Genomic DNA, 20,571 nt, shown 5'->3' on the forward strand with positions numbered 1-20,571 from the left:
GAGAGAGGAGAGAAGAGATTGCGGGGAAAGAGGGACACCCTTTTGAAAAAGGGCTGTCCCCCTTTCCCCGCACCCCTATCCCCCTTCCTAAAACTTTTATTTTTGAGGGGACGGGCGCGGAAGGAACGTGCGGCAAGGGATGCGCCGCGGTGCGTATGTCTCTGGATTTTCCTTCATCCGCTTCCCCTTGACGCAGGTCTTTGCGTTCCGTGCGCCGCCCTCTCCGTACCTGACTAGTCAGGATTTTTTTGCTCCGCCCGCCGACAGGCAGAGGAAGAAAAAGAGATGGAAAAGTTTGCGGGGAAAAGGTGACACCCTTTTGAAAAAGGGCTGTCCCCCTTTCCCCGCACCCCCATCCCCCTTCCTAAAACTTTTATTTTTGGGGGACGGGCGCGGAAAAAAGGCGCGGCAGGGTGCATATCGCTCCGGCGTGTTGACTCTCTGGGGATTCCTTTTTTCTTGCCGCAGCCCCACCACTCTCTTCTCCGCTCCACAGTTTCGTGCATTCCGCCAGCCGATCCGCTCGCCGAACTTCCGGCTTCGGAATTTTCCCACTCGTCGCCTTCCGCCAAGCTCCGGCGCTCTTCCCGCACCGCTCCAAGGTTCCGTGCATCCCACGACTCCGCGGTGTTCTCCCTGCGCCGTCCCTCATCTCTGCGCATCCGTGCGCGCCCTCTTTCGTTTCGATGTTTTCTCTTTTGCCGACATCCCCGCAGGCTGTCCGATGCATCCGCGTCCCGTGGTCTCCCCGCCCGCAAACGGAAGGACTTCTCAAGGTTCGGCTTCCCTCCCCCCCCTCTTCCCTCTGCTCCCTCGCCTGCTTTCCCCGGCGCATTTTCCCTCCGCCGTCGCCAGTTCCTCCCCAGCCTCTCCCCCTCTCGACTTCCGTCGCTGTTCTTCGCCCGCCCACGCCGGTGTTTCCTCCCTCCGCTTTTCCCCCTCTCTTTTTCTTTCGCCCCTCCACGTTTCTCTCGCCGCCCTTTCCGCCCCCCGCAATTTTTGCCGCCCCGCTTTTCCGCCTCCCGGCTTTGTCCCCTGCCGCAGCGCTTTTTCGCCCGGAACCCCGCCTGTTGTGATTTTAAGTTGACAACGGTTTTCAATTTCACTATTTCTGTTCCATCCGCCATGAGAAAAAACTCTCAGGCTCTCCGGCAGATCCCCGCCCTTCCGGCGGACTCTCCATTCACGGTCTTTTCGATTTCGGATTTCCGCAATCTTTTTTTTGAACTTTTATTGAAAAAGAATTTCATTTTTATTCAGGAGGACGCCATGTCACAGATGAATCTCCGCCAGCTCGCGCCGGGACAGAAGGCGAGCATAGTCAAGATCACCGCTCACGGAGAACTCGGACGCCGCATCCGCGACATGGGACTCGTGCCCGGCATGTCCGTGCAGGTGGTGGGCAAGGCTCCCCTGCGCGATCCCGTGGCGCTGCGCATTGAAGGTTCCACCATCGCCCTGCGCAACAGCGAGGCCGACTTCGTTTCCGTGGAGGTCAAATGAGCTGCCCCATGTGTGAAAAGAAAGGCGTGCCCGGCGCATCCGCCCTTACCGAAGAAGAAAAGAAGAACGGCGTGCGCATTGCGCTGGCGGGCAATCCCAACTGCGGCAAGACCACGGCCTTCAACGCCTGGACTGGCGCGCATCAGCACGTGGGCAACTATCCCGGCGTGACCGTGGAAAAGAAGGAAGGCTGGACGCGCTGCGGCAATCAAAAAGTGCTGCTGGTCGATCTGCCGGGCGCGTATTCGCTCACGCCCTATTCCATGGAAGAGCGCGTGGTGCGCGACGTGCTCGCCCCCGAGAACGCCGTCGAACGCCCCCGCGCGGTGATCGACGTCATCGACTCCGCCACGCTGGAGCGCGGCCTCATGCTCGCCGTGCAGATACGCGAACTCGGGCAGCCCGTGGTGCTCGCCTGCAACATGATGGACGAAGCGAAGCGCGCGGGCATAGCCATTGATCTGGAAAAGCTTTCCGCGCGCTTCGGCGTGCGGGCCGTGCCCACGGTGGCGCGCTCCGGCGAAGGGCTCGACAGGGCGCTCGCCCTGGCGCTGGAAAAAGCGCAGAAGCCCTGCGAGCCGCTCGTGCTCGCCTACGGCCCGGACGTGGACCCCGCGCTTCAGCGCATGAGCGCCCTCATCAGCGAAAAGAAGCTGCTTGTCGAACGCTACCCCGCCCGCTGGACCGCGATCAAGATTCTGGAAAACGACGAAGTGGTGCTCGATCAGATACGCAAGGCCGACCCCGACGCCGCCCGCGATCTGGAAGCGCAGCGCGACGCGCTCGCCGCACACCTTTCCTCAACGCACGACACCACGCCCGACGCCGTGATTGCCGACTATCGTTTCGGTTTCATCAACAGCGTGCTCAAAGACGGCGTGCTTCGCAAGGACAACGCCAAAGACCGCCTTGCCTTCACCGACAAGCTCGACAAGGTGCTCACCAACACCATTTTCGGCCCGGTCATCATGCTGGCGGTGGTGTATTTCATGTTCTGGACCACGTTCATCGTGGGCGCGTATCCGCAGGGCTGGGTGGAAGACTTCTTCGGCTGGCTCGGCGAACTCATGACCGGCGTGCTGCCGGAAGGTCTCGTGCAGTCGCTGGTGGTGGACGGCGTCATCGGCGGCGTGGGCGGCGTGCTCAGCTTCGTGCCGCTCATTCTCATCATGTTTCTCATCGTGTCGTTCCTTGAGGACAGCGGCTACATGGCGCGCATGGCCTACATGCTCGACCGCGTCATGCGGGCCTTCGGACTGCACGGCTCTTCGGTGATGCCCTTCATCATTGCGGGCGGCATTGCGGGCGGCTGCGCCATTCCCGGCGTGATGGCCACCCGCACCATGCGCAGCGAGAAGGAACGCATGGCCACCATGATGACCCTGCCCCTCATGACCTGCGGCGCGAAAATTCCGGTGTTTCTCATGCTCACGGCCGCGTTTTTTGCGGAAAATCAGGCGGGCATCATGTTTGCCGTCACGCTGTGCGGCTGGGCCGTGGCGCTGCTGGTGTCGCTTTTCCTGAGAAAAACCGTGTTCCGCGGGGAATCCACGCCCTTCGTCATGGAACTGCCCCCCTACCGTCTGCCCACGCTGCGCAGCATTCTTACCCACACCTGGGAACGCGGCTGGATGTACATCAAAAAGGCGGGAACCGTCATTCTGGCCATTTCCGTGATTCTCTGGGCCGCGCTCACCTTCCCGGCGCTCAGCGAAAAGCAGTCCGCGCCATTTGAAGAAAAAATCGCCGCGCTCGAAGCTCAAATCGCGCCCCTCGACGAGCAGATCGCCGCGCTGAAGCAGCAGCTTGAAGGCGCGCCCGCCGATGCCGCCATGAGCCGGGCCCTTGCCGACGCCACGGAGCAGAAGGCGGCCCTTGAGGAACAGAAGTCCGAAACCGAAAACGCGCTGGCTTCCGAAACCGTGCGCAACACCTGGGGCGGCCGCATCGGCCAGTTCGTGGAACCCGTGTTCCGGCCCCTCGGCTTCGACTGGCGCACCGACGTGGCCCTCATTTCCGGCGTGGCCGCCAAGGAAGCCATTCTCTCCACCATGGGCACGGCCTACTCCATCGGCGAAACCGATCCCGACGAACCCGATTCCCTTTCCGCCCGTCTGGCCGCCGATCCCGGCTGGTCCAAGACCGTGGCCCTCGCGCTCATGCTCTTCGTGCTCATCTACTCGCCCTGCTTCGTCACCCTCGTGGTGCTCAAGAATGAGGCGGGCGGCTGGAGATGGCTCTTCTTCAGCATGGCGTTCAACACCGGCGTGGCCTACCTCGTGGCCTGGGCGGGAACCTTGGTCGGACGCATGATCTGGGGCTGACGCCCGCTCCCTTCCGCAACGCAAACACTTGAACGCGCCCCGCGGCGCGCTGAACCTCGGAGGATCCCCGATCCTCCGAGGTTTTCTGCGTCCTGCGACCAGTCCCCCGCGCTCAAATTTCCGTGCTCCCCGCAATCCCATTCAATCCCTCGTACCGAAATCTACCGCGCTCAATCCCCGGCGCTCAAGCCCCTGCGTTCCCCCCGCGCCGAAATTACCTGCGCCGAAATTGCCGAGCCGGACTCGCCTGTGCCGCCATCCGTTCGCTCTGCGACTCAATCCGCCCGCCGCCGAAATGCCCTGCACCTGAATCCGCGCCGCGCCTTCCGCTTTTTCCCCGGCTTTTGGGGCAGCTCCTGGCTTCCCCCGCTTCCGAACCTGCGCGCCGAACGCGTTCCCCACGCTCCTCAGCAGGTGCGGCAGCCGGGGCAGACGCGCCGCGCCCGGCCCCTCCATGCCCGGCGCTCCGTCTTCCGTTCCGAGCCGTATCATCCTTCGCATCCCTCCCCGCCCCGGAAGCCCTCTCCCACCCATCTTTCCCTTTTGCGCAAATTTCGTTAGATTTTTTGCACCCCAATTAAAAAAATCCCGCTTCCTAAATGCACGCATCGTCCAAGAGGTCTTCATGCGCAACATCTATCAGCTCTTTCCCGCCCTCGCGCACAGAGCGTTTTTCTTCTTCATCATCGGCCAGACCATATCCATGCTCGGCCTCTGGATGCAGCGCCTCGCCATGAGCTGGCTCGTCTTCCGGCTCACGCAGTCCGCGTTTCTGCTCAGCATCGTCGAATTCGTCAGCCTCGCCCCCATCCTTGTGCTCGGCCTCGTGGCCGGCGCATTCCTGGAGCATCACGACCTGCGAAAGGCCCTCATGGTCACCCAGGCCCTCAGCATGATCGAGGCCGCCATTCTCACCTTCTGCACCTTCTCGGGCATCGTCAACTATCCGCTGCTCGTCGCCCTCAGCCTCTGCCTCGGCGTCATCGGCTCCTTCGACATGACCGCAAGACAGTCCTCCGTCTCGCTCATGGTGACCGATCAGGCCGCCGTCAAAAGCGCCATCGCCCTCAATTCCATGGCCTTCAACATCAGCAAGCTCGTAGGCCCCTCTCTCGCGGGCTTCGTCATCTATCTCTGCGGCGAGGGCGTCTGCTTCCTCGTTTCCGCCTTCACCTATCTGCCCCTCATCTTCCTGCTCGCCTTCCGCGTCCGCCTGCGCGAACGCGTCGGCTCCCACGCCGGCAAAAACATGTTCAGCGAAATCGTCGAGGGACTCAGGCACGTGCAGAGCGAATATTTTCTCAATCACATCTTCCGCCTGCTCTTCGTGTTCAGCATCTTCTGCATGTGCTACAGCGTGCTCTTCCCCATGTTCTCCACCGTCGTGCTCGGCGGAGGCTCGCAAACCCTCGGATGGCTCTTCGGCGCCGTGGGCGCAGGCGCGTTCACCGGCGGCATCATCGTGTCCATCTACGTCGTGCCGAGGCACATTCCCGGCACCCTCGCCCGCACCGCCGCCGTCACCGCCGTCGCCCTCGCCGTCTTCAGCTTCTCCGAAACCCTCTGGCTCTCCCTCATCGCCGCCTTCTTCATCGGCTTCGGCATCACCACCACCAACGTCAGCGTGAACACCCTCTGCCAGCTCACCAGCTCCGACGACTGCCGCAGTCGCGTGCTCAGCCTCTACGTCATGTTTACCTCAGGTCTCGGCCCCGCCGGCGAACTCGCCTTCGGCGCCATGGCCGACGGCGTGGGCGCGCCCGTCACCATGCTCTTCTGCGCCATCGTCATCGGCGCGGCCGTGATCCTGTTCCTGCGACATCTGCGCGCCGTCAGACACAGCCTCGCGCAAACCCTCGCCCACATGTAACCTCTTCCCGGCCGCCCCGCGGCCAGCCTCAAGGATCAGCTTCCCATGAACGGCATCTTTTCCGCCCTCGTCACCGTGTTCGGCATCATGCTTCTCGGTCTCTTCGCCGAACGTCGCCGCATTCTCGCGCCCACCATGGCGCTCTGCCTCAATCAGTTCGTGTACTGGATCGGCCTGCCCGCCCTCATCTTCACCCAGATGTGCTCCATTCCCATGACCGGAGAAGCCTCCACCTTCATCTGGTCCTTCCTCGCCGCCTCCTTCGTCTGCTATCTGCTCGCCTATCTCTTCTTCTCGGGCTTCTGGCGCTCCCACAGGCCCGAAACCACCATACGCACCCTTGCCGCCGTGTTCCCCAACGCGGCCTTCTTCGGCCTGCCCTTCATCTTCATGGTCTTCCCCGACAACGAACCCGCCGCCACCGTCGGCATGCTCGGCGCCCTGCTCTACACCGGCGTCTTCCTCGTGGCCGACGGCACCCTCGACATCCTTGCCTCCTCCAGCGGCAACGATCGCCGCGGCCTCGGAAAGAAACTCCTCGGCGAAGTCATCCACAACCCCATGATCGTGGCCGCCGTTCTCGGCGCGTGCGTCGGATTTTCCGGTCTGCCCCTGCCCAAGTCCATTCTGAACATCACCCAGATGCTCGGCTCCACCGCCTCCCCCTGCGCCCTGTTCGGCATGGGCATGGTGCTCTCCGCCCAGCTCTCCGGCTCCTACGGCGCCGGCGACAACGCCGAATCCTTCAGCAAAAAGAACCTCACCCTGATCTGCGTGGCAAAGCTTCTGCTTCAGCCGCTCTTCACCTGCCTCGTGCTGATTCTCGCCGGCTGCTCTCCCATCGCCGTGGCCGTGGGCACCTTCACCGCAGGCATGCCCACCGGAACCATGGTGTACATTCTCGGCGAACGCTACCACGCCTGCCCCACCGAATCGTCCATGACGGTCATCGCCTCCACCATTCTTTCGCTGGTCTCGCTGCCGCTCGTCATGCTCGCCATGCAGTTCGCAGGACTCGTCTGACCTCCGCCGCCCTTGCTTAACAAGGGCGAGAAGGTTATCATGCTCTCCGCCAGTTTCCGCGCACCCTGCTCAATGCGGCGGAATCGTTGCCGTTTTTCAGCAGGAAGAAGGAGGTCTTCATGCCGGATCAATACCTGCCGCCCATACTTCCCTGCTCCACCTGCGGGAGCCGGGAACAAAAACTGGAATCATGCCTGCCCGCCGGCCGACGCCATGAACTGTGGCGGGTCGTGTGCCCGTGCGGCTGCGCGCTGACGCAGTGGGCCGTGTCGCAGGGAGCCGCCATCCGGCTCTGGAACCGCTTCCTCGGTGAGGAACACGGCAACTGAGCCCGCGCCCGGACGATTTCGACGCCGAGCGAACCGGGAACGCGTCCGCTCCCGCCGGGCGGGCCGAAACCTCCTCCGGCGAACCGAAGTCGAAGGCACAAGGCTGCCGCATGCCCGCGAGGCTGTCACGCTCCGCAGGGAAAACAGACGGCACCCCGGTGCCGGATCCGCCGAGCCTGAGAGGCTGCCACGCTCCGCAGGAAGAACAGTCCGGACGTCTTCCGCCTCCGCGGGGCGACGCACGCCCGGCCCCGTCGTCGCACGAGGGCGCGCACACCTTTCCCGTTCCGGCCGGACGCCGGATTTTCCGTCGCCGATACGGCGTCACCATTTCACAGGCCGCTGCGCCGCAAAGAATCATCATGGCCACATCTCATCCCCGTCCCCGCATGCTCCTGGCCGACGACAAGGGCCAGATATACGACGATCCCGATCTGCTCATGCTCTGCCGCAAGGGCAACGAATGGACGCTGCCGCGTCCCGACGAACTCATGCCCCTGCCTCCCGAAAGCGAGCTCTTTCTGCTGCCCGGCCGTCACGCCGCCGGTCTTGATCCCGAAACCGGCGACACCGTGGAAGTCGAAGAACTCGCCGTGGCCGCCTTCATCGCGCCCGCGCACACCCTCACGGGGCACCCCGTGTACGTCACCGACGACGACGCCCCCACCCTGCCCCTCTTCGCCTACGCCGCCGTGGGCATGATCGGCGACCGCTTCTACGTGTGCGCTAAAAAGGTCGATGAAGACCCGCGCCAGATCTTTACCGGCATTCCGCAGAAGAAGATCAACAAGGCGGCAAAGGAACTCATGGCGAAGTATCCGCACAACCGCTTCATTCAGCACCTCATGCAGAACTGCGTGCTGAAATACGGCTGCCCCGCGGCCAAGAATCTCGCCATCGGCCGCTACGAAGCGCCCATTCCCACCTCGCGCGTGTGCAACGCCCGCTGCGTGGGCTGCATTTCGCACAAGAATGAGGATTCCACCATCTGCGCCACCCCGCAGGATCGCCTCACCTTCACCCCCACGGCCGACGAAATCCTCGAAATGATGTTCCATCACATGAAAAACGAGGAACATCCCATCTTCTCCTTCGGCCAGGGCTGCGAAGGCGAACCCCTCACCGAGGCCCCGCTGCTGCTTGAAGTGGTGAAGAGATTCCGCGCCGAAGGCGGTCACGGCACCATCAATCTGAATTCCAACGCCTCCATGCCCGACGAAGTCGCCAGGCTCGCCGACGCCGGACTCACCTCCCTGCGCGTGAGCATGAACAGCGCCCGCGACGAGGTGTATCTGCGCTACTACCGTCCGCGCAGCTTCACCTTCGCCGATGTGCGCCGTTCCATCACCGAAGCGTCGAGCCGCGGCGTGTTCGTGTCGCTGAACCTGCTCTACTTCCCGGGCATCACCGACTGCGAAGAGGAAATCGAGGCTCTCGTGGAACTCATCAACACCTGCGGCGTGAGCTTCATTCAGCTGCGCAATCTGAACATTGATCCGGAACTGTACATGAAGCTCATGGAAGGCATCACCTTCGGCCCCTCGGTGGGACTCGTGAACTTCCGCAAAAGGCTCAGAAAATACTGCCCGAACCTGAAGTTCGGCTACTTCAATCCCTACATGGGCGACGAGGCTCCCCACGAGCACGACGGGGAAGACGCTCACGGCGAAAGCGACGATACTTCCCACGACGAACACTGATGCACAGGCGGGACTCCACAACGGGGCCCCGCCTTTTTTCGGACTCTCCTTCCGAAACCATGCGGCATGGCCTTTGCTGCATGCGTCCAACCTTCAACAGCTTTTCCTTCTTCCATGTTTGCTTCTCTTCTTTCCCGCTTCGGCAGATTGTCCTCGAACCTTGCCCTGGCCTCGGTTCTCGCCATGGCGTGCGGCATCTCTTCTCTCTTCCCTTCCGGCGCGGCGCAGGCGTATGAGTCACGCTATGTTTACAAAGCCGACGGCTCGCCCCTGTTCGAGCTGGACTTCTTCGACCAGGGAGAACTGTATGTCATGTACACGGACGGCACCTCCAGCACCTCCACCTGGACGCTCTCCGAAAAACAGAAAAACAGCGCCGTCGAGGCCGTCCGCCTCTGGGCCGATATGCTCGGCACGTCAAGTCGCAACACCTCGCCCCTCCACCTCACCATCGGTACTGTCGACTACGAGAACGCCAGCGCCTTCTCCTCTCCTAACTTATCCGATCTTCCCATCGTTCCCACCGGGGTTCAGGGCAGCATCGTCGACGGCACGGACATGGACTACGAGGCAATCATCGAGATCGGCACTCTGGATTTCTCCATTGCCGATCATCTTTCTCCTGTCCCCCTGACAGACAAGTACGACTTCACCGCCGTGCTGTATCATGAACTTGGGCACGCCCTCGGCATTGCCACTATAGCCCCGGATCACAGCTACGCCGGCCCCGTAAATCAAATTTCCGTATGGGACTCGCACCTCGTGGACCAGTACGGCAACCGGCTCCAGCCGGGCATGAACGTGGTTTCGGAAAGCGAGGCCGACAGCGTGGAAGAACCGAAATTCGTCGTAGGCGACTTAACAAACAGCGGCGTACGCTTCTACGGCAAGCACGTTTCCGAAGTGCTGGGGGAAGGCAACGGCCTGCTCATCGAAGGCTATGAGGGCAACATCCCCAATCTTTCGCACATCGAGCTTGAGCACAGTCTCATGAGCCACCAGTACTACCGCAACTACACCACCTTCATGGAAGCGGAACTGGCCGCGCTTCAGGACATAGGCTACAACTTCGACCGCAAGAACTACTACGGCTTCTCCGTGTACGGCGACGGCGCAACCATCGTGAATCAAAACGGCTACTTTGCCAGAAACGCCGAAGGCACCGCCTACCTGAACGGCGTGCCGAACACGGCCAGGCTCGGCGTGGGCCTGCACGTTTACGGCAAGAACAACACCATTGTTCAGGCCGCCGACCTTCTCGCCTGCGGCACGGCGGGCACCGGCATCCGCGTGGACGGCAGCGCCAACAACCTCACCATAGCCCCCGGCGTGCGCATTGCGGCCGACGGCTCCTGGGGCACGGGGCTTCTTGTGGCCTACGGCAAAAATCAGACCGTCATAAGCCGCGGCGATATTACCGCCCTCGGCAAGGGAGGCATTGCTGCACGCTTCGACTTCGGCAACAACGCAAACGGCAACGACCCGGAATATCGCGGCTCATGGATATGGAACAACAGCATGGACATATCAATTGCCGACAGCAAAAACACGGATCTTTCCGGCTTTCCCCTGAACCTCGACGGTCCGCTCGTTTCCCGCTTCGACGTGAGCGGTCTTCTCGCCGGATCGGATGCCTCCATCTTCATTTCCGAAAACGCGCTGGTCAAGGACATCAATATTCTTTCCGGCGCGCAGGTCATCGGCGACATCGTTTCCGAATGGGACCCGAATAACAACGCCATTCAGTATACGGGCGACAGAGGCGATCTTCACACCGCCCTCACCTTCGGCCATGCCGCCAATGCCGACGGAACCGCCGGTACTCCCGACAGCAACTTCGACATGACGCTCTTAGGCTCCGTCAACGGCGCAAAAAGCATCAACATGAACCTCGACGCCGGACGCCTTGCCGTCACCGGCACGGTGAACGCATACTCTCTTAAAAACTCCGGCCGCCTCGCTCTCTACGGCGTGGATGAATCCGGCAAGTCCGCTCACCTGACCTCAAGCTTCGTGAACGGCGAAAACGCCGTGCTTGAAACCCTCGTTTCCGCCTCCGGCAAGGTGAACGGCATTGAAGCGAACTCCGCCGATCTTGCCGGTACCTGGGCCCTGCGCCCCATGCCGGAATTCTACGCCGCAGGCGCCGTCATCCGCCCGGAATCCCCCGTGGAGGCCGAACAAATTTCCGGCGACTTTGCTAACGCCGTGGTGGAAAATACTTCCCCCACGCTTGATTTTTCCCTGAGCTTCGCCCCCGAATTCACCATGACCGCTTCCCGTGACCGCGACGCCTACAGCCGCTATGCCGAAAACGCGGGCGCACGCTCCCTCGGCAATGCGCTCTGGGGCATTTCCGGCGTGGCCGAAGGCGACATGCAAAACCTTCTCGCCGCGCTGGACTGGTCAGCGCCGGACGGCTCCGGCGTAACCCGCGGCCTGAACGCCCTCGGCCCGGAAGCCTACGACAACGCCGCCCGCGCCTCCCTGAACCAGGTGAGCGAGTTCAGCTCGCTCCTCTTCCGGCACATGACCGCCGCCGAAACCGCCCGCCGCGCGGGCATTCTGCCGGACTCCCCCGACGCGGAACACTGGACGCTCTGGGCCGCGCCCTACGGCTCCGGCTCCTGGCAGAGCGGCCGCAGCGGACTTTCGAGCTGGAACAGCACCGGCGCGGGCCTCATGGCGGGCCTCGACCGCCGTTCTGATTCCGGCCTCACTCTGGGCGCACACATTGCAGCAGGCGCGCGCCGCACCTTTACCGGCGGCAGCCACAGCGCCACGGCCGAAACCCGCGATTTTCTCATCGGCGTTCAGGGCCTCTACGCCCCTGAGTTCTGGAACGGCTTCTACCTCACCGCTCAGGCCCGCGCAGGCGTGGAAGACGGCGACATGAAGCGAAACGTCCTCATCGGCCCCTACGCCGCCCACAACGAAAGCGACTGGACCGGCTTTGCCTTCGGCTCCCTCATCGGTGCAGGCAAGGACTGGACGTGGCACACGAACGCAGGCACTCTTGCCGCTGGCCCCCTCGCCTTCCTCGAATGGAACGCCTTGCGCCGCCCCGGCATTTCGGAACGCGGCTCCTCGGCCTCGCGCCTGCACCTTGAAAGCGACGCCTTCCACTCCGTGCCCCTCACCCTGGGCGCACACATGGCATGGAACACCGCCACCGCCAACGGCTCCACCCTCGGCCTCGACTTCATGGCGGGCTGGAAGCACGAACTGGCCGACGACGCCCTCTCCTCCCGCGCCTCCTTCCGGGACTACGGAACCTTCGGCTTTGCTTCCGATACCTCCCTCACCGGCCGCGACGCCATGGTGCTCCAGTCAAGCCTCACCCTCACCGCCAAAGATAATTTCTCCCTCCAGATGAACCTCGGCGGCGAACTCTTCCGCCCCCACGCCTCCGCCGTCAACGCAGGCCTTACCTTGGGATGGAAGTTTTAAAGGAAGATGGATGATGGGAGAGAATGCGGGGGAAGGGAGGGAAAATTTTGAAAATTTATCCCTCCCTTCCCCCGCGCCCCCATCCCTCCTTTCAAAACTTTTTAATTTTTAAGGGGATGAGACAACGTAGTGAAAGGAAAGCGGAAATGAGAGAAACGAAAAGGGAGAAAAACCATTGAAATGAGGCGCAGTCATTATCGGCACGCGCGTACCCCTCCCCCAACATCTGGAACGCCTTTCGGCATAGACGTATTCGGCTGGGCGTGGCTCACATTCCCCCGAGCGTTGAGAGAGCGTTTTCCGTTTTACCTTTGGGCACTGCCCTCAGTGTTCCCCCAAAAAAATCTGAAAATCCCTTCCTTACTCACGACTGTCCGGCGAAGGCCGGACAGGAGTCGGCCACCGCAGGTGGGTCCGACAGGACACACCTGCACTGCGTCCGCAGACCGAACCGCGCCCGCCAAGCACTTCCAGGCCTCGCATTCTTTGCCTTTTCCTCTTCCGAACTTCCGTTCGTTTTCGGCAACGCGCTCTGCATGCACGCTCCCGCCCCGCCGAACGGCGCAGCCGTCGGCGGAATCAGGGGGGCGCGGGGGGCTTGTCCCGACTTTGTCGGGGAATTATTTCCCCCGCCGGGGTCCGGGGCAGCGCCCCGGAGGCTCTTGCCGATCCCGTCCTTTCCTGCCTTTCTCTCAGATATTGAGGAAGGTTTTGACGACGGGGGTAAGGTCTTCGTTTTGGGAGGGACGGAACCAGAGGATGCGTTTATCGGCGCGGAACCAGGTCCACTGGCGTTTAGCGTAGGCGCGGGTATTGCGGGTCCAGAGTTCGACGCACTGGTCGAGGGAGAGGGAGCCGGTGAGGTAGGCGGCGGTTTCGGCGCAGCCTATGCCGGTCCAGCCGGGGGCGGAGGTATCGGGGCAGGCCTTGAGGGCGGTTTCGGCCTCTTCGAGGGCTCCGTTACGGATCATGATTTTGATGCGTTTTTCGAGGAAGGGGGTAAGTTCGGGAAGGGGGAGGCCTATGCCCAGGCGGAGGGTCTGCCATTTGGCGGGGGGAGGGGTTTGGGCGTGCCACCAGGAAAAGGTTTTTCCGGTGCTTTCCCAGACTTCGAGGGCGCGGACGTTGCGCTGGCTGTCGTTGGGGTGGATTTTTGCGGCGTAGTCGGGATCTATGGACGCGAGGCGCGCGTGGAGGGCCGGGGCTCCCAGGGTTTCGCATTCCCGGGTGAGGCGTTTCGTCACTTCCGGGTCTGCGGCGGGAATGGCGGCTATGCCGTCGAGCAGGGCGCGCAGGTAGAAGCCCGTGCCGCCCACAAGGATGGGAAGGCGGCCTTCGGCGAGGGTTTCGCGGATGGCGGCGTCGGCGAGGTCGGCCCACTGTCCGGCGGAGATTTTTTTTGTGGTTTCCAGCCAGCCGTAGAGCTTATGAGGGCAGACCTGTTTTTCCTCTTCCGAGGGCTGGGCCGTGATGATGGGAAAATCGCGGTACACCTGGCGGGAGTCGGCATTGATGACGGCGGCGGGAAGTCCGCAGCGTTCGAGCATGGCGGCAAGGTGCAGGGCGGCGGCGGTTTTGCCGGAGCCCGTGGGGCCGACCAGGCAGAGAATGCGGGGCGCAGGGGTCATGCGCGATCGTCTCCGGGGCATTCAAAAAGGTCGTCGTCTTCGGGATTAGGGCCGGCGCAGGGCACGGACGCGGGCCAGGATTCGGGCAGGCCGTAGGCGCGGCGCAGGCGCGGAATCACGGTGGGGGGCACGAGGCAGCGCACGTCGCCGCCGAGGGAGGCCACGTTGCGGATATTGGTGGAACTTATGTACATCCAGCGCAGGTCGGACATGAGGAATATGGTCTGCACGTCGTGCTGCAGCTTGCGGTTCATGAGAGCCATCTGGAATTCGTAGTCGAAGTCGGAAACGGCGCGCAGGCCGCGCAGAATGGCCTTGGCTCCCACGCTGGCGGCGAAATCCACGAGCAGACCGGCGAAGGGCATGACCTTCACGCCGGGGATGCCGGCAAAGACTTCCTTCACGATGTCCACGCGCTCTTCGAGAGTGAAGAGCGGATGCTTGCCGCAATCCTTGGCCACGGCGACGATGACGGTATCGAAGAGTTCGAGGCCGCGGCGTATGATGCATTCGTGTCCGTTGGTAAGCGGATCAAAGGTGCCGGGATAAATGGCTATACGTTCTTCACCCATACCAGAATCCTTGTGTTGCCGTACAAGCGTTCGGCCTCAAGGCGCAGATTGTACTGCGCGTCGGCCCTGAGGGGGAGACCTTTTTCGACTTCGGCGACGAGGAAGCCGTCGTCGGCGAGCCAGCCCTGACGGATGATGTTCTTGAGGGCGGGCTTGAAGAGATCGGCGCCGTAGGGCGGATCGATGCAGATGAGCTGACAGGGTTCCGCAGGACGGCGGGCGGTCACGCGCAAAGCGTCTTCTTCATGGATGGCGCAGCGATCGGCGAGGCCGAGGTTGGCGGCGTTTTTCCGCAGGCATTCGGCGGCTTTGTGATCTTTTTCAATGAAGTCGGCAAAGCGCGCGCCGCGGCTGAGCGCCTCGAAGCCGAGGCTGCCGCTGCCCGCGAACACGTCGAGCACGCGCACGGCACCCCACACGACGCCGCGGGCTTCGAGCATGGAAAACAGGGATTCGCGCACTCTTCCCATGGCGGGTCTGTAGCCCGGTCCGGTAACGGTGTGGAGAGTGCGTCCGCGACAGGCGCCGGCAATGATTCGCATGAAAGGTTTCCTGAGTAAGGCGAGCCTGAGGCGCGCCGCCGGAAGGCATCCGGGATGAAGGTTTTGACAACGAAGCGCGAAAAGCTCCCGCGACGACCGTTTCGGGGCCGCGGGAGCTGCAAAGGTAACGCTTGAGCGCCGCTCTGACAAGAGGGCTCCGCACGGGTTCGGAGCCCGGAACCGGGATCAGAGCTGAGAGAGGAAGAGCACGAGTTCGCGTTCGATTTCCACGAGGCGGTCGCGCAGTTCGGTCTGCTCTTCCCAGGGAATTTCGTCCACGTGGGCGAGACGTTCGCGCACCTGGGCGACGCGCTGTTCGAGCTCTCCGGCCAGGAAGTTCCAGTCCACGCGGGGCTTGGCGCGCGAGGGGCTCGGCATGTGGATTTCGGTGCGCACCGCGCCCTCGATGGTGGCTTCCTCGAGGTATTCGGGAATGCGCGCCGTGATGCCGAAGCGATCCTTGATGAGTCCGGCAAGGATTTCCTGGGCCTTGGGTTCGCCGTGAACCAGCGCGATGTTCATGCCCGGACGAGCCATGCTTCCTATCCATTCGAGGAGCTGGCTTTGTCCGGCGTGGGCGGAGAAGCCGTTGATGGTGAATATTCTTGCGGCCACGGCCACGTCTTCGCCGAAGAGGCGCAGCGATTTTGCGCCGTCCACGAGCTTTCTTCCGGGGGTGCCCATGGCCTGATAGCCCACGAACACGATGCTGACGCCTTCCTTCCACAGGTTGTGCTTGAGGTGATGGCGTATGCGGCCCGCGTTGCACATGCCGCTTGCGGAAAGAATGATGGCCGGGCCTTCCATGGTGTTGAGCTTCTGGGATTCCTGCGCGCTCTGGGTGAAGCGCACGAGGCCGTCGGGAGTGGCCTTGAAGTCTTCGACGGTGAACTCGGGAGTGCGCAGATGATCGGCGTAATTCATGAACACCCGCGTGGCCTTGGACGCCAGCGGGCTGTCCACGAAGATGGGCATGGGTTCGGGCAGACGGTTCTGCTTTTTCAGGATGAGCAGGCTGTAGAGGATTTCCTGCGTGCGTTCCACGGCAAAGGCCGGAATGATGACCTTTTCGTGATGGCTGAAACTGTAGTTGACGGCTTCGGCGAGTTCTTCGAGGGTGTCGTCTTCGCCCTTGTGATCGCGGTCGCCGTAGGTGGATTCCACAAAGAGCCAGTCGGGAGTGTCGGGCTTTTCGGCGTCGGGCAGGAGCAGGGCTCCGGGGCGGCCGAGGTCGCCGGAAAAGACGATGCGGGTGGATTTGCCCTCTTCCTCGACGGTGAGTTCCAGAAAGGCCGCGCCGAGGATGTGGCCCGCGTGGCGGAAGACGACCTTCACGCCCGGCGCGGGAAGGATGGTGTCGTCGAAGTTCACGGGATGCAGAAGCTTGGCGGTGGCGAGGGCGTCTTCGGTTTCGTAGAGGGGCTCGCCGCCGGCGACTTCGGAAGCGCCGCGCCGCTTGTCGTGACGGCTTTTCCATTCATGGTCCATTTCCTGAATGTGGGCGCTGTCTTCGAGCATGATGGAGGCGAGCTCGGCCGTGGGCCGCGTGCAGTAGATGCTGCCCTTGAAGCCCTTTTTGACCATGCGGGGCAAAAGACCCGAGTGATCGATGTGGGCGTGGGTGAGCAGAATGAAATCCAGGTTTTCGGGGCGATAGGCGTCCGTCTGAAAGTTTCGCTCTTCAATGGCGGAATTGCCCTGGAACATGCCGCAGTCCACGGCAAAGCGGGACGAGCCGGTTTCTATGACGTAGCAGGAACCGGTAACGGTCTGGGCGGCCCCCAGAAAGGTGATTTTCATAACACGACTCCTGGAATAGGGTTCCGTAAGATGGGAGTATAGAAGTTTTTCATTGTTTTCGCAAGGAATGTGGGCGGAGGAAAAGAAAAAATCGCGGTATTGCGTTAGTTGTGCTCCGTTATACAGAAGCGGAAAAAAGAGGGAGCGGGCGGCGGAAAAAACGCGGAGGAACGCTGCGGGGACTGGGAGCGGGACGCGGCTAACCCCGTTTTCGGCCTCGACTTTTCCGTCAGCCCGGGGCCATGAGCGCCGAAATGGAACGGGGCGCGGAGGTGTGCCTGCTCGACGGCCTGTGCGGGTGGGGAGCGCGGCGGTGTGTTTGTTCGCGGTGGGGAGCGCAATGGAGTGCCTGCGCAGGGCGCGCAACGGCGGGATGACGCGGGGATGGGGGAAAGGCGCAGCGAAATGAAGGCTCGGCGGAGGCGAAAAAGCCGTGGCGGCGCGAAACAGGATTCCGCCCCCTTCCCGGCGCTGACGGCGATGCGGATTTCGGCGCGACTTTCAGCGCTGACTGCGGGGCAGTTTTCGGCGCGGCGGTTCGTCGCGGATTTCGATCGGCATGAGGTCTCGCCTTCCACATTCCGGAGCATGCTCTCCCTCCGACGCCCCCCGACAGGCGGGTGCGTCCCCTCCCCGGTCGGCGAGAAAACTCGGCCGCGCCTCAGAAAAAGACGGCGGAGAGCGTCAGCACCGAGGCGCACATGATGAGCCAGGAAACTACCATGATCGGAGGAACCATTTTCAGGATGTCCCGGCTGGTGATCCATTCATTGCCGTGCAGCAGTGCGGCGCTGGAGCTGGCGGCCGGGGTGAGGAAGGCCAGATGCACGCTCATGACCACCATGACCACCGCGGGAATCGGATTGATGCCGTTGTTGGAGCAGTAGCTGAAAATGACGGGCATGAGCATGGCGCCCACGGCGCCGTTGTTGATGAACTGGCAGAGGCAGAGGGCGAGCGCGCCCATGCAGACCACGAAGAACATGGGGGAGCCGGAGCCGAAGACGGGCTGGAGCAGGCTCATGAAAAAGGGCGTGATGCCGCTTTCGGGCGCGGCCATGGCGGCGGAAAGAGGCTGCACCAGCGCAAGAATGAAAATGATGCCCCAGGCCACGCCTCCGGCCATGTCGCGGAAGGGAAGAAAGGGCCTGCCGTTTATTCTCATGGCGGCCATGACCGCAATGACGAGCATGCAGATTCCCGTATTGCCGATGCCTTTGAGCAGCCTGACGAGAAGCAAGTCTTCCGGGAGAAACGCCGGAATGAGCAGCAGCACGACCAGGGCGCACAGAAAACCGAGAACGGTTTTCTGACTGCCGGAAAACGTGATTTCGTCGCCGTTGCCGAGGGCCGCGGCGTTGAAGTTCTTCAGAGCGGAAACATCCGGCCGCAGAACGCAGCGGCCGAAGAGCAGAAACAGCAGGGAACACAGCAGGCAGATGACGAGCGACGTCGCCATGTATCCGGCGTAGGCGATGTGGGTTCCGGAAATGCTTTCGTAGGTGCCCATGACCGTGAGGGCCAGCTGCTTGAAGGGAATGAGCGACATGCCGACCAGCGCGGCGTACACCACGCCGAAGACCATCATTTTGGGGTAGGCGTCGCCTTTGCGATAGCCGCACACGTCGCAGATGCCGTACAGGATGCTCCAGCCGATGAGAATGGCGGGCGAGGCGCTGGTGAGTCCGCCGAGCAGCATGACGGACAGAAAAAACAGGTAGGTGAACAGCCAGGGTCTTCCGGCCGCGAATTTCCGGGTAATCACCCACAGGGAAATCTGTTTGGAGAGCCCGTAGTGATTGATGGCCGCGCAGAACACGAAGATGAAGAACATCATGACCACGGTGGGACTGCCGAAGCTCTGGGCGAGCACCTGCTGCGGGGGAAGGCCGCCGATGAGCGCGAGCGCCAGCATGCCGGCGATGCTGGGCCAGATGATTTCTATGAATATCCAGCCGTACAGCACGCCGAGGAAAATGCTGATGAGCGCCATGCCCTGCGCCGTGAGCGGAGGGGACGGGGGCAGCAGCCTCACGCCGAACATGACGGCAAGGCAGACGAGGGAATGGAACAGATAGGAAAGATTCGCTTTTCCGAATCCCGCAGACGTGGAATGAGGTTGGGACATGAAAGCTCCCGAACGTAACAAGGCGTGAAGGCGAAAGGCGAACGCGCCGTTTCCGGAGAGCTTGCCGCGCGTTTTCGGCGTGCGCAGCCTGTTTGCGGCGGGTTCAGGCGGAGGGCGGGCCTTTTCGGCTTCCGCTCTTCCATCCTTCATGGATACGACGAACGCCCGGCCTTTTCAAGACGACCTGCCGCAAACGAGTCGTCCGCAGGGCGCGGCCGCACGAAAGAGGCGCGGGCGACGCTTTTTTCTTCTGCGCTTCCCCGCCCCTCTTGCCTCCCGCCTCCCCGCAGGATATGAAAAAAACGTCGGCGCAGGCGGACGAAGCCACGTCTTGCACCCCGCCTTTCCGCAGGCTATGATGAAGATTCCAAAGGCTTTTTACAGGAGCAGATCATGAGCGCATCGTCGCAGCAATATATTATTGATACGCTGTCCGCGCAGGAATCCTGGCGGCTTTTCCGCATTCTCGCCGAAATCGTGGACGGTTTTGAAGACCTGAGCGGGCTGCCGCCCTGCGTGTCCATTTTCGGCTCGGCGCGCCCCGGCGAGGATTCCCCCGTGTACGAGGAAACCCGTCGCGTGGCAAAGACCCTCGGCGAAGCGGGCTACGGCATCATCACGGGCGGCGGCCCCGGACTCATGGCCGCAGGCAACCGCGGAGCCTTCGAGGCCGGCGCGCCTTCCGTGGGACTGCACATCCACCTGCCCATGGAACAGGATCCCAACAAGTATCTGACCGTGCGCAGCGATTACCGGTATTTTTTCATACGCAAGCTGATGTTCGTGAAGTACTCCATTGCCTACGTGGTCATGCCCGGCGGCATGGGCACCATCGACGAGCTCTCCGAAGCCTTTGTGCTGGCGCAGACGCACCGCATCAAGCCGTTCCCCATCATTCTGTACAGCCACGCCTTCTGGGACGGCCTGCTGGAATGGATTCGCGGCCGCATGATTAAAGACGGCTACCTGCGCGAAGAGGAACTCGATCTCGTCACCGTGTGCGACACGCCCGAAGAAGTGCTTTCCACCATCCGCCGCCGCGTGGTGCTCTAGCGCATGGATCTTTGCAACATCTGCCCGGAAGAGGATCGCTGGCGGGCCTTCGCCTCGTGGGGCCCGGAACCTTCGCCGCCGGCAGGCACAAGCTGGCGCGCGCTCATGCTGCGGGCGCTGCGTCTGGCGGGCCGGGCGGCCAGACTCGGCGAGGTCCCCGTGGGGGCCCTCGTCGTGGATGCCGAAGGCAACGTGCTCTCCTGCGCGCACAACGAAACCGAATCCCTGCGCGATCCCACGGCGCACGCCGAAGTGCTCGCCCTGCGCCGGGCCGCCGCAGCCGCAGGCAATCACCGCCTCGGCGGAAGCGTTCTCGTCGTTACGCTGGAACCCTGCCTCATGTGTACGGGAGCCCTGCGCGAGGCGCGCGTGTCCGGCGTGGTGTTCGGCGCGTCCGACGCCCGGGCCGGGGCCGTGTGCTCCTGCCTCGAAGGCCTCGACTACGCCCGCACCGGCTCCGCGCCCTGGAGCTACGGCGGCGTCGAAGCCGAAGCCTGCGCAAGACTGCTCAGGTCCTTCTTCCGCGCAAGGCGCTGATGCCAGGTCGGCCCGAAGCGGCGTCATATTTCGGCGGTCGCGCCGCGTTTCCCGGCGCTGCGCACCGCCCTCGACAGGCTGCCGCCCCGCGCGGCAAAATTCATGAGCGCGC

The 20,571-nt window shown here is 62.6% G+C and carries 15 protein-coding genes; 10 read left to right on the forward strand and 5 right to left on the reverse strand.

Going from position 1 to position 20,571, the window contains the following annotated elements:
• The 8 genes from Q0K02_RS03660 to Q0K02_RS03695 all read left to right on the forward strand — a co-directional run.
• A partial coding sequence (locus Q0K02_RS03660) for a hypothetical protein (protein ID WP_294485176.1) occupies window positions 1-191 on the forward strand: 191 nt, incomplete at its 5' end.
• Between the two features lie 1,078 nt (window positions 192-1,269).
• Window positions 1,270-1,503: a FeoA family protein gene (locus Q0K02_RS03665; protein ID WP_294485178.1), complete on the forward strand. Its 234-nt coding sequence runs from the start codon at window positions 1,270-1,272 to the stop codon at window positions 1,501-1,503.
• A gap of 8 nt (window positions 1,504-1,511) precedes the next feature.
• Complete coding sequence (gene feoB, locus Q0K02_RS03670) at window positions 1,512-3,827, forward strand: ferrous iron transport protein B (RefSeq protein WP_294485180.1); 2,316 nt, start codon at window positions 1,512-1,514, stop codon at window positions 3,825-3,827.
• 625 nt (window positions 3,828-4,452) lie between these two features.
• Entirely contained in the window at window positions 4,453-5,697 is a 1,245-nt protein-coding gene (locus Q0K02_RS03675; protein ID WP_294485182.1) for an MFS transporter, read from the forward strand.
• Window positions 5,698-5,742: 45 nt separating this feature from the next.
• Window positions 5,743-6,720, forward strand: a complete 978-nt coding sequence (locus Q0K02_RS03680) for an AEC family transporter (RefSeq protein WP_294485184.1) — start codon at window positions 5,743-5,745, stop codon at window positions 6,718-6,720.
• 119 nt (window positions 6,721-6,839) lie between these two features.
• Window positions 6,840-7,049 carry a serine acetyltransferase gene (locus Q0K02_RS03685; RefSeq protein ID WP_294485185.1) on the forward strand — a complete coding sequence of 70 codons (210 nt, stop codon included), beginning with the start codon at window positions 6,840-6,842 and terminating at the stop codon, window positions 7,047-7,049.
• 362 nt (window positions 7,050-7,411) lie between these two features.
• Window positions 7,412-8,749 (forward strand): radical SAM protein, encoded by a 1,338-nt coding sequence (locus tag Q0K02_RS03690; protein ID WP_294485187.1) that lies wholly within the window; start codon window positions 7,412-7,414, stop codon window positions 8,747-8,749.
• Between the two features lie 114 nt (window positions 8,750-8,863).
• Complete coding sequence (locus Q0K02_RS03695; RefSeq protein WP_294485188.1) at window positions 8,864-12,199, forward strand: autotransporter outer membrane beta-barrel domain-containing protein; 3,336 nt, start codon at window positions 8,864-8,866, stop codon at window positions 12,197-12,199.
• Window positions 12,200-12,891: 692 nt separating this feature from the next.
• On the opposite strand, the gene miaA is transcribed toward Q0K02_RS03695, so the two are convergent.
• From miaA to Q0K02_RS03720, 5 genes are all read right to left on the reverse strand, one after another.
• Window positions 12,892-13,827 carry a tRNA (adenosine(37)-N6)-dimethylallyltransferase MiaA gene (gene miaA, locus Q0K02_RS03700; RefSeq protein ID WP_294485189.1) on the reverse strand — a complete coding sequence of 312 codons (936 nt, stop codon included), beginning with the start codon at window positions 13,825-13,827 and terminating at the stop codon, window positions 12,892-12,894.
• Window positions 13,824-14,399: a pantetheine-phosphate adenylyltransferase gene (coaD, locus tag Q0K02_RS03705; protein ID WP_294485191.1), complete on the reverse strand. Its 576-nt coding sequence runs from the start codon at window positions 14,397-14,399 to the stop codon at window positions 13,824-13,826. Before coaD ends, miaA begins: the two co-directional genes overlap by 4 nt.
• Window positions 14,381-14,941: a 16S rRNA (guanine(966)-N(2))-methyltransferase RsmD gene (gene rsmD / locus Q0K02_RS03710; RefSeq protein WP_294485193.1), complete on the reverse strand. Its 561-nt coding sequence runs from the start codon at window positions 14,939-14,941 to the stop codon at window positions 14,381-14,383. The genes coaD and rsmD overlap by 19 nt, the downstream gene beginning before the upstream one ends.
• 186 nt (window positions 14,942-15,127) lie before the next feature.
• Window positions 15,128-16,741, reverse strand: a complete 1,614-nt coding sequence (locus tag Q0K02_RS03715) for an MBL fold metallo-hydrolase (protein WP_294485195.1) — start codon at window positions 16,739-16,741, stop codon at window positions 15,128-15,130.
• Between the two features lie 661 nt (window positions 16,742-17,402).
• The gene (locus tag Q0K02_RS03720) at window positions 17,403-18,869 is read right to left on the reverse strand and encodes an SLC13 family permease (protein ID WP_294485198.1); all 1,467 of its coding nucleotides are present in this window, start codon (window positions 18,867-18,869) and stop codon (window positions 17,403-17,405) included.
• Window positions 18,870-19,262: 393 nt separating this feature from the next.
• Here Q0K02_RS03720 and Q0K02_RS03725 point away from each other — a divergent pair, with 393 nt between their 5' ends.
• Window positions 19,263-19,922 (forward strand): TIGR00730 family Rossman fold protein, encoded by a 660-nt coding sequence (locus Q0K02_RS03725; RefSeq protein WP_294485201.1) that lies wholly within the window; start codon window positions 19,263-19,265, stop codon window positions 19,920-19,922.
• Window positions 19,923-19,925: 3 nt separating this feature from the next.
• Window positions 19,926-20,459, forward strand: a complete 534-nt coding sequence (locus tag Q0K02_RS03730; protein ID WP_294485202.1) for a nucleoside deaminase — start codon at window positions 19,926-19,928, stop codon at window positions 20,457-20,459.
• The last annotated feature ends 112 nt before the right edge of the window (window positions 20,460-20,571 follow it).

This window comes from uncultured Mailhella sp. (genome assembly GCF_944324995.1).
Lineage (GTDB): Bacteria > Desulfobacterota > Desulfovibrionia > Desulfovibrionales > Desulfovibrionaceae > Mailhella.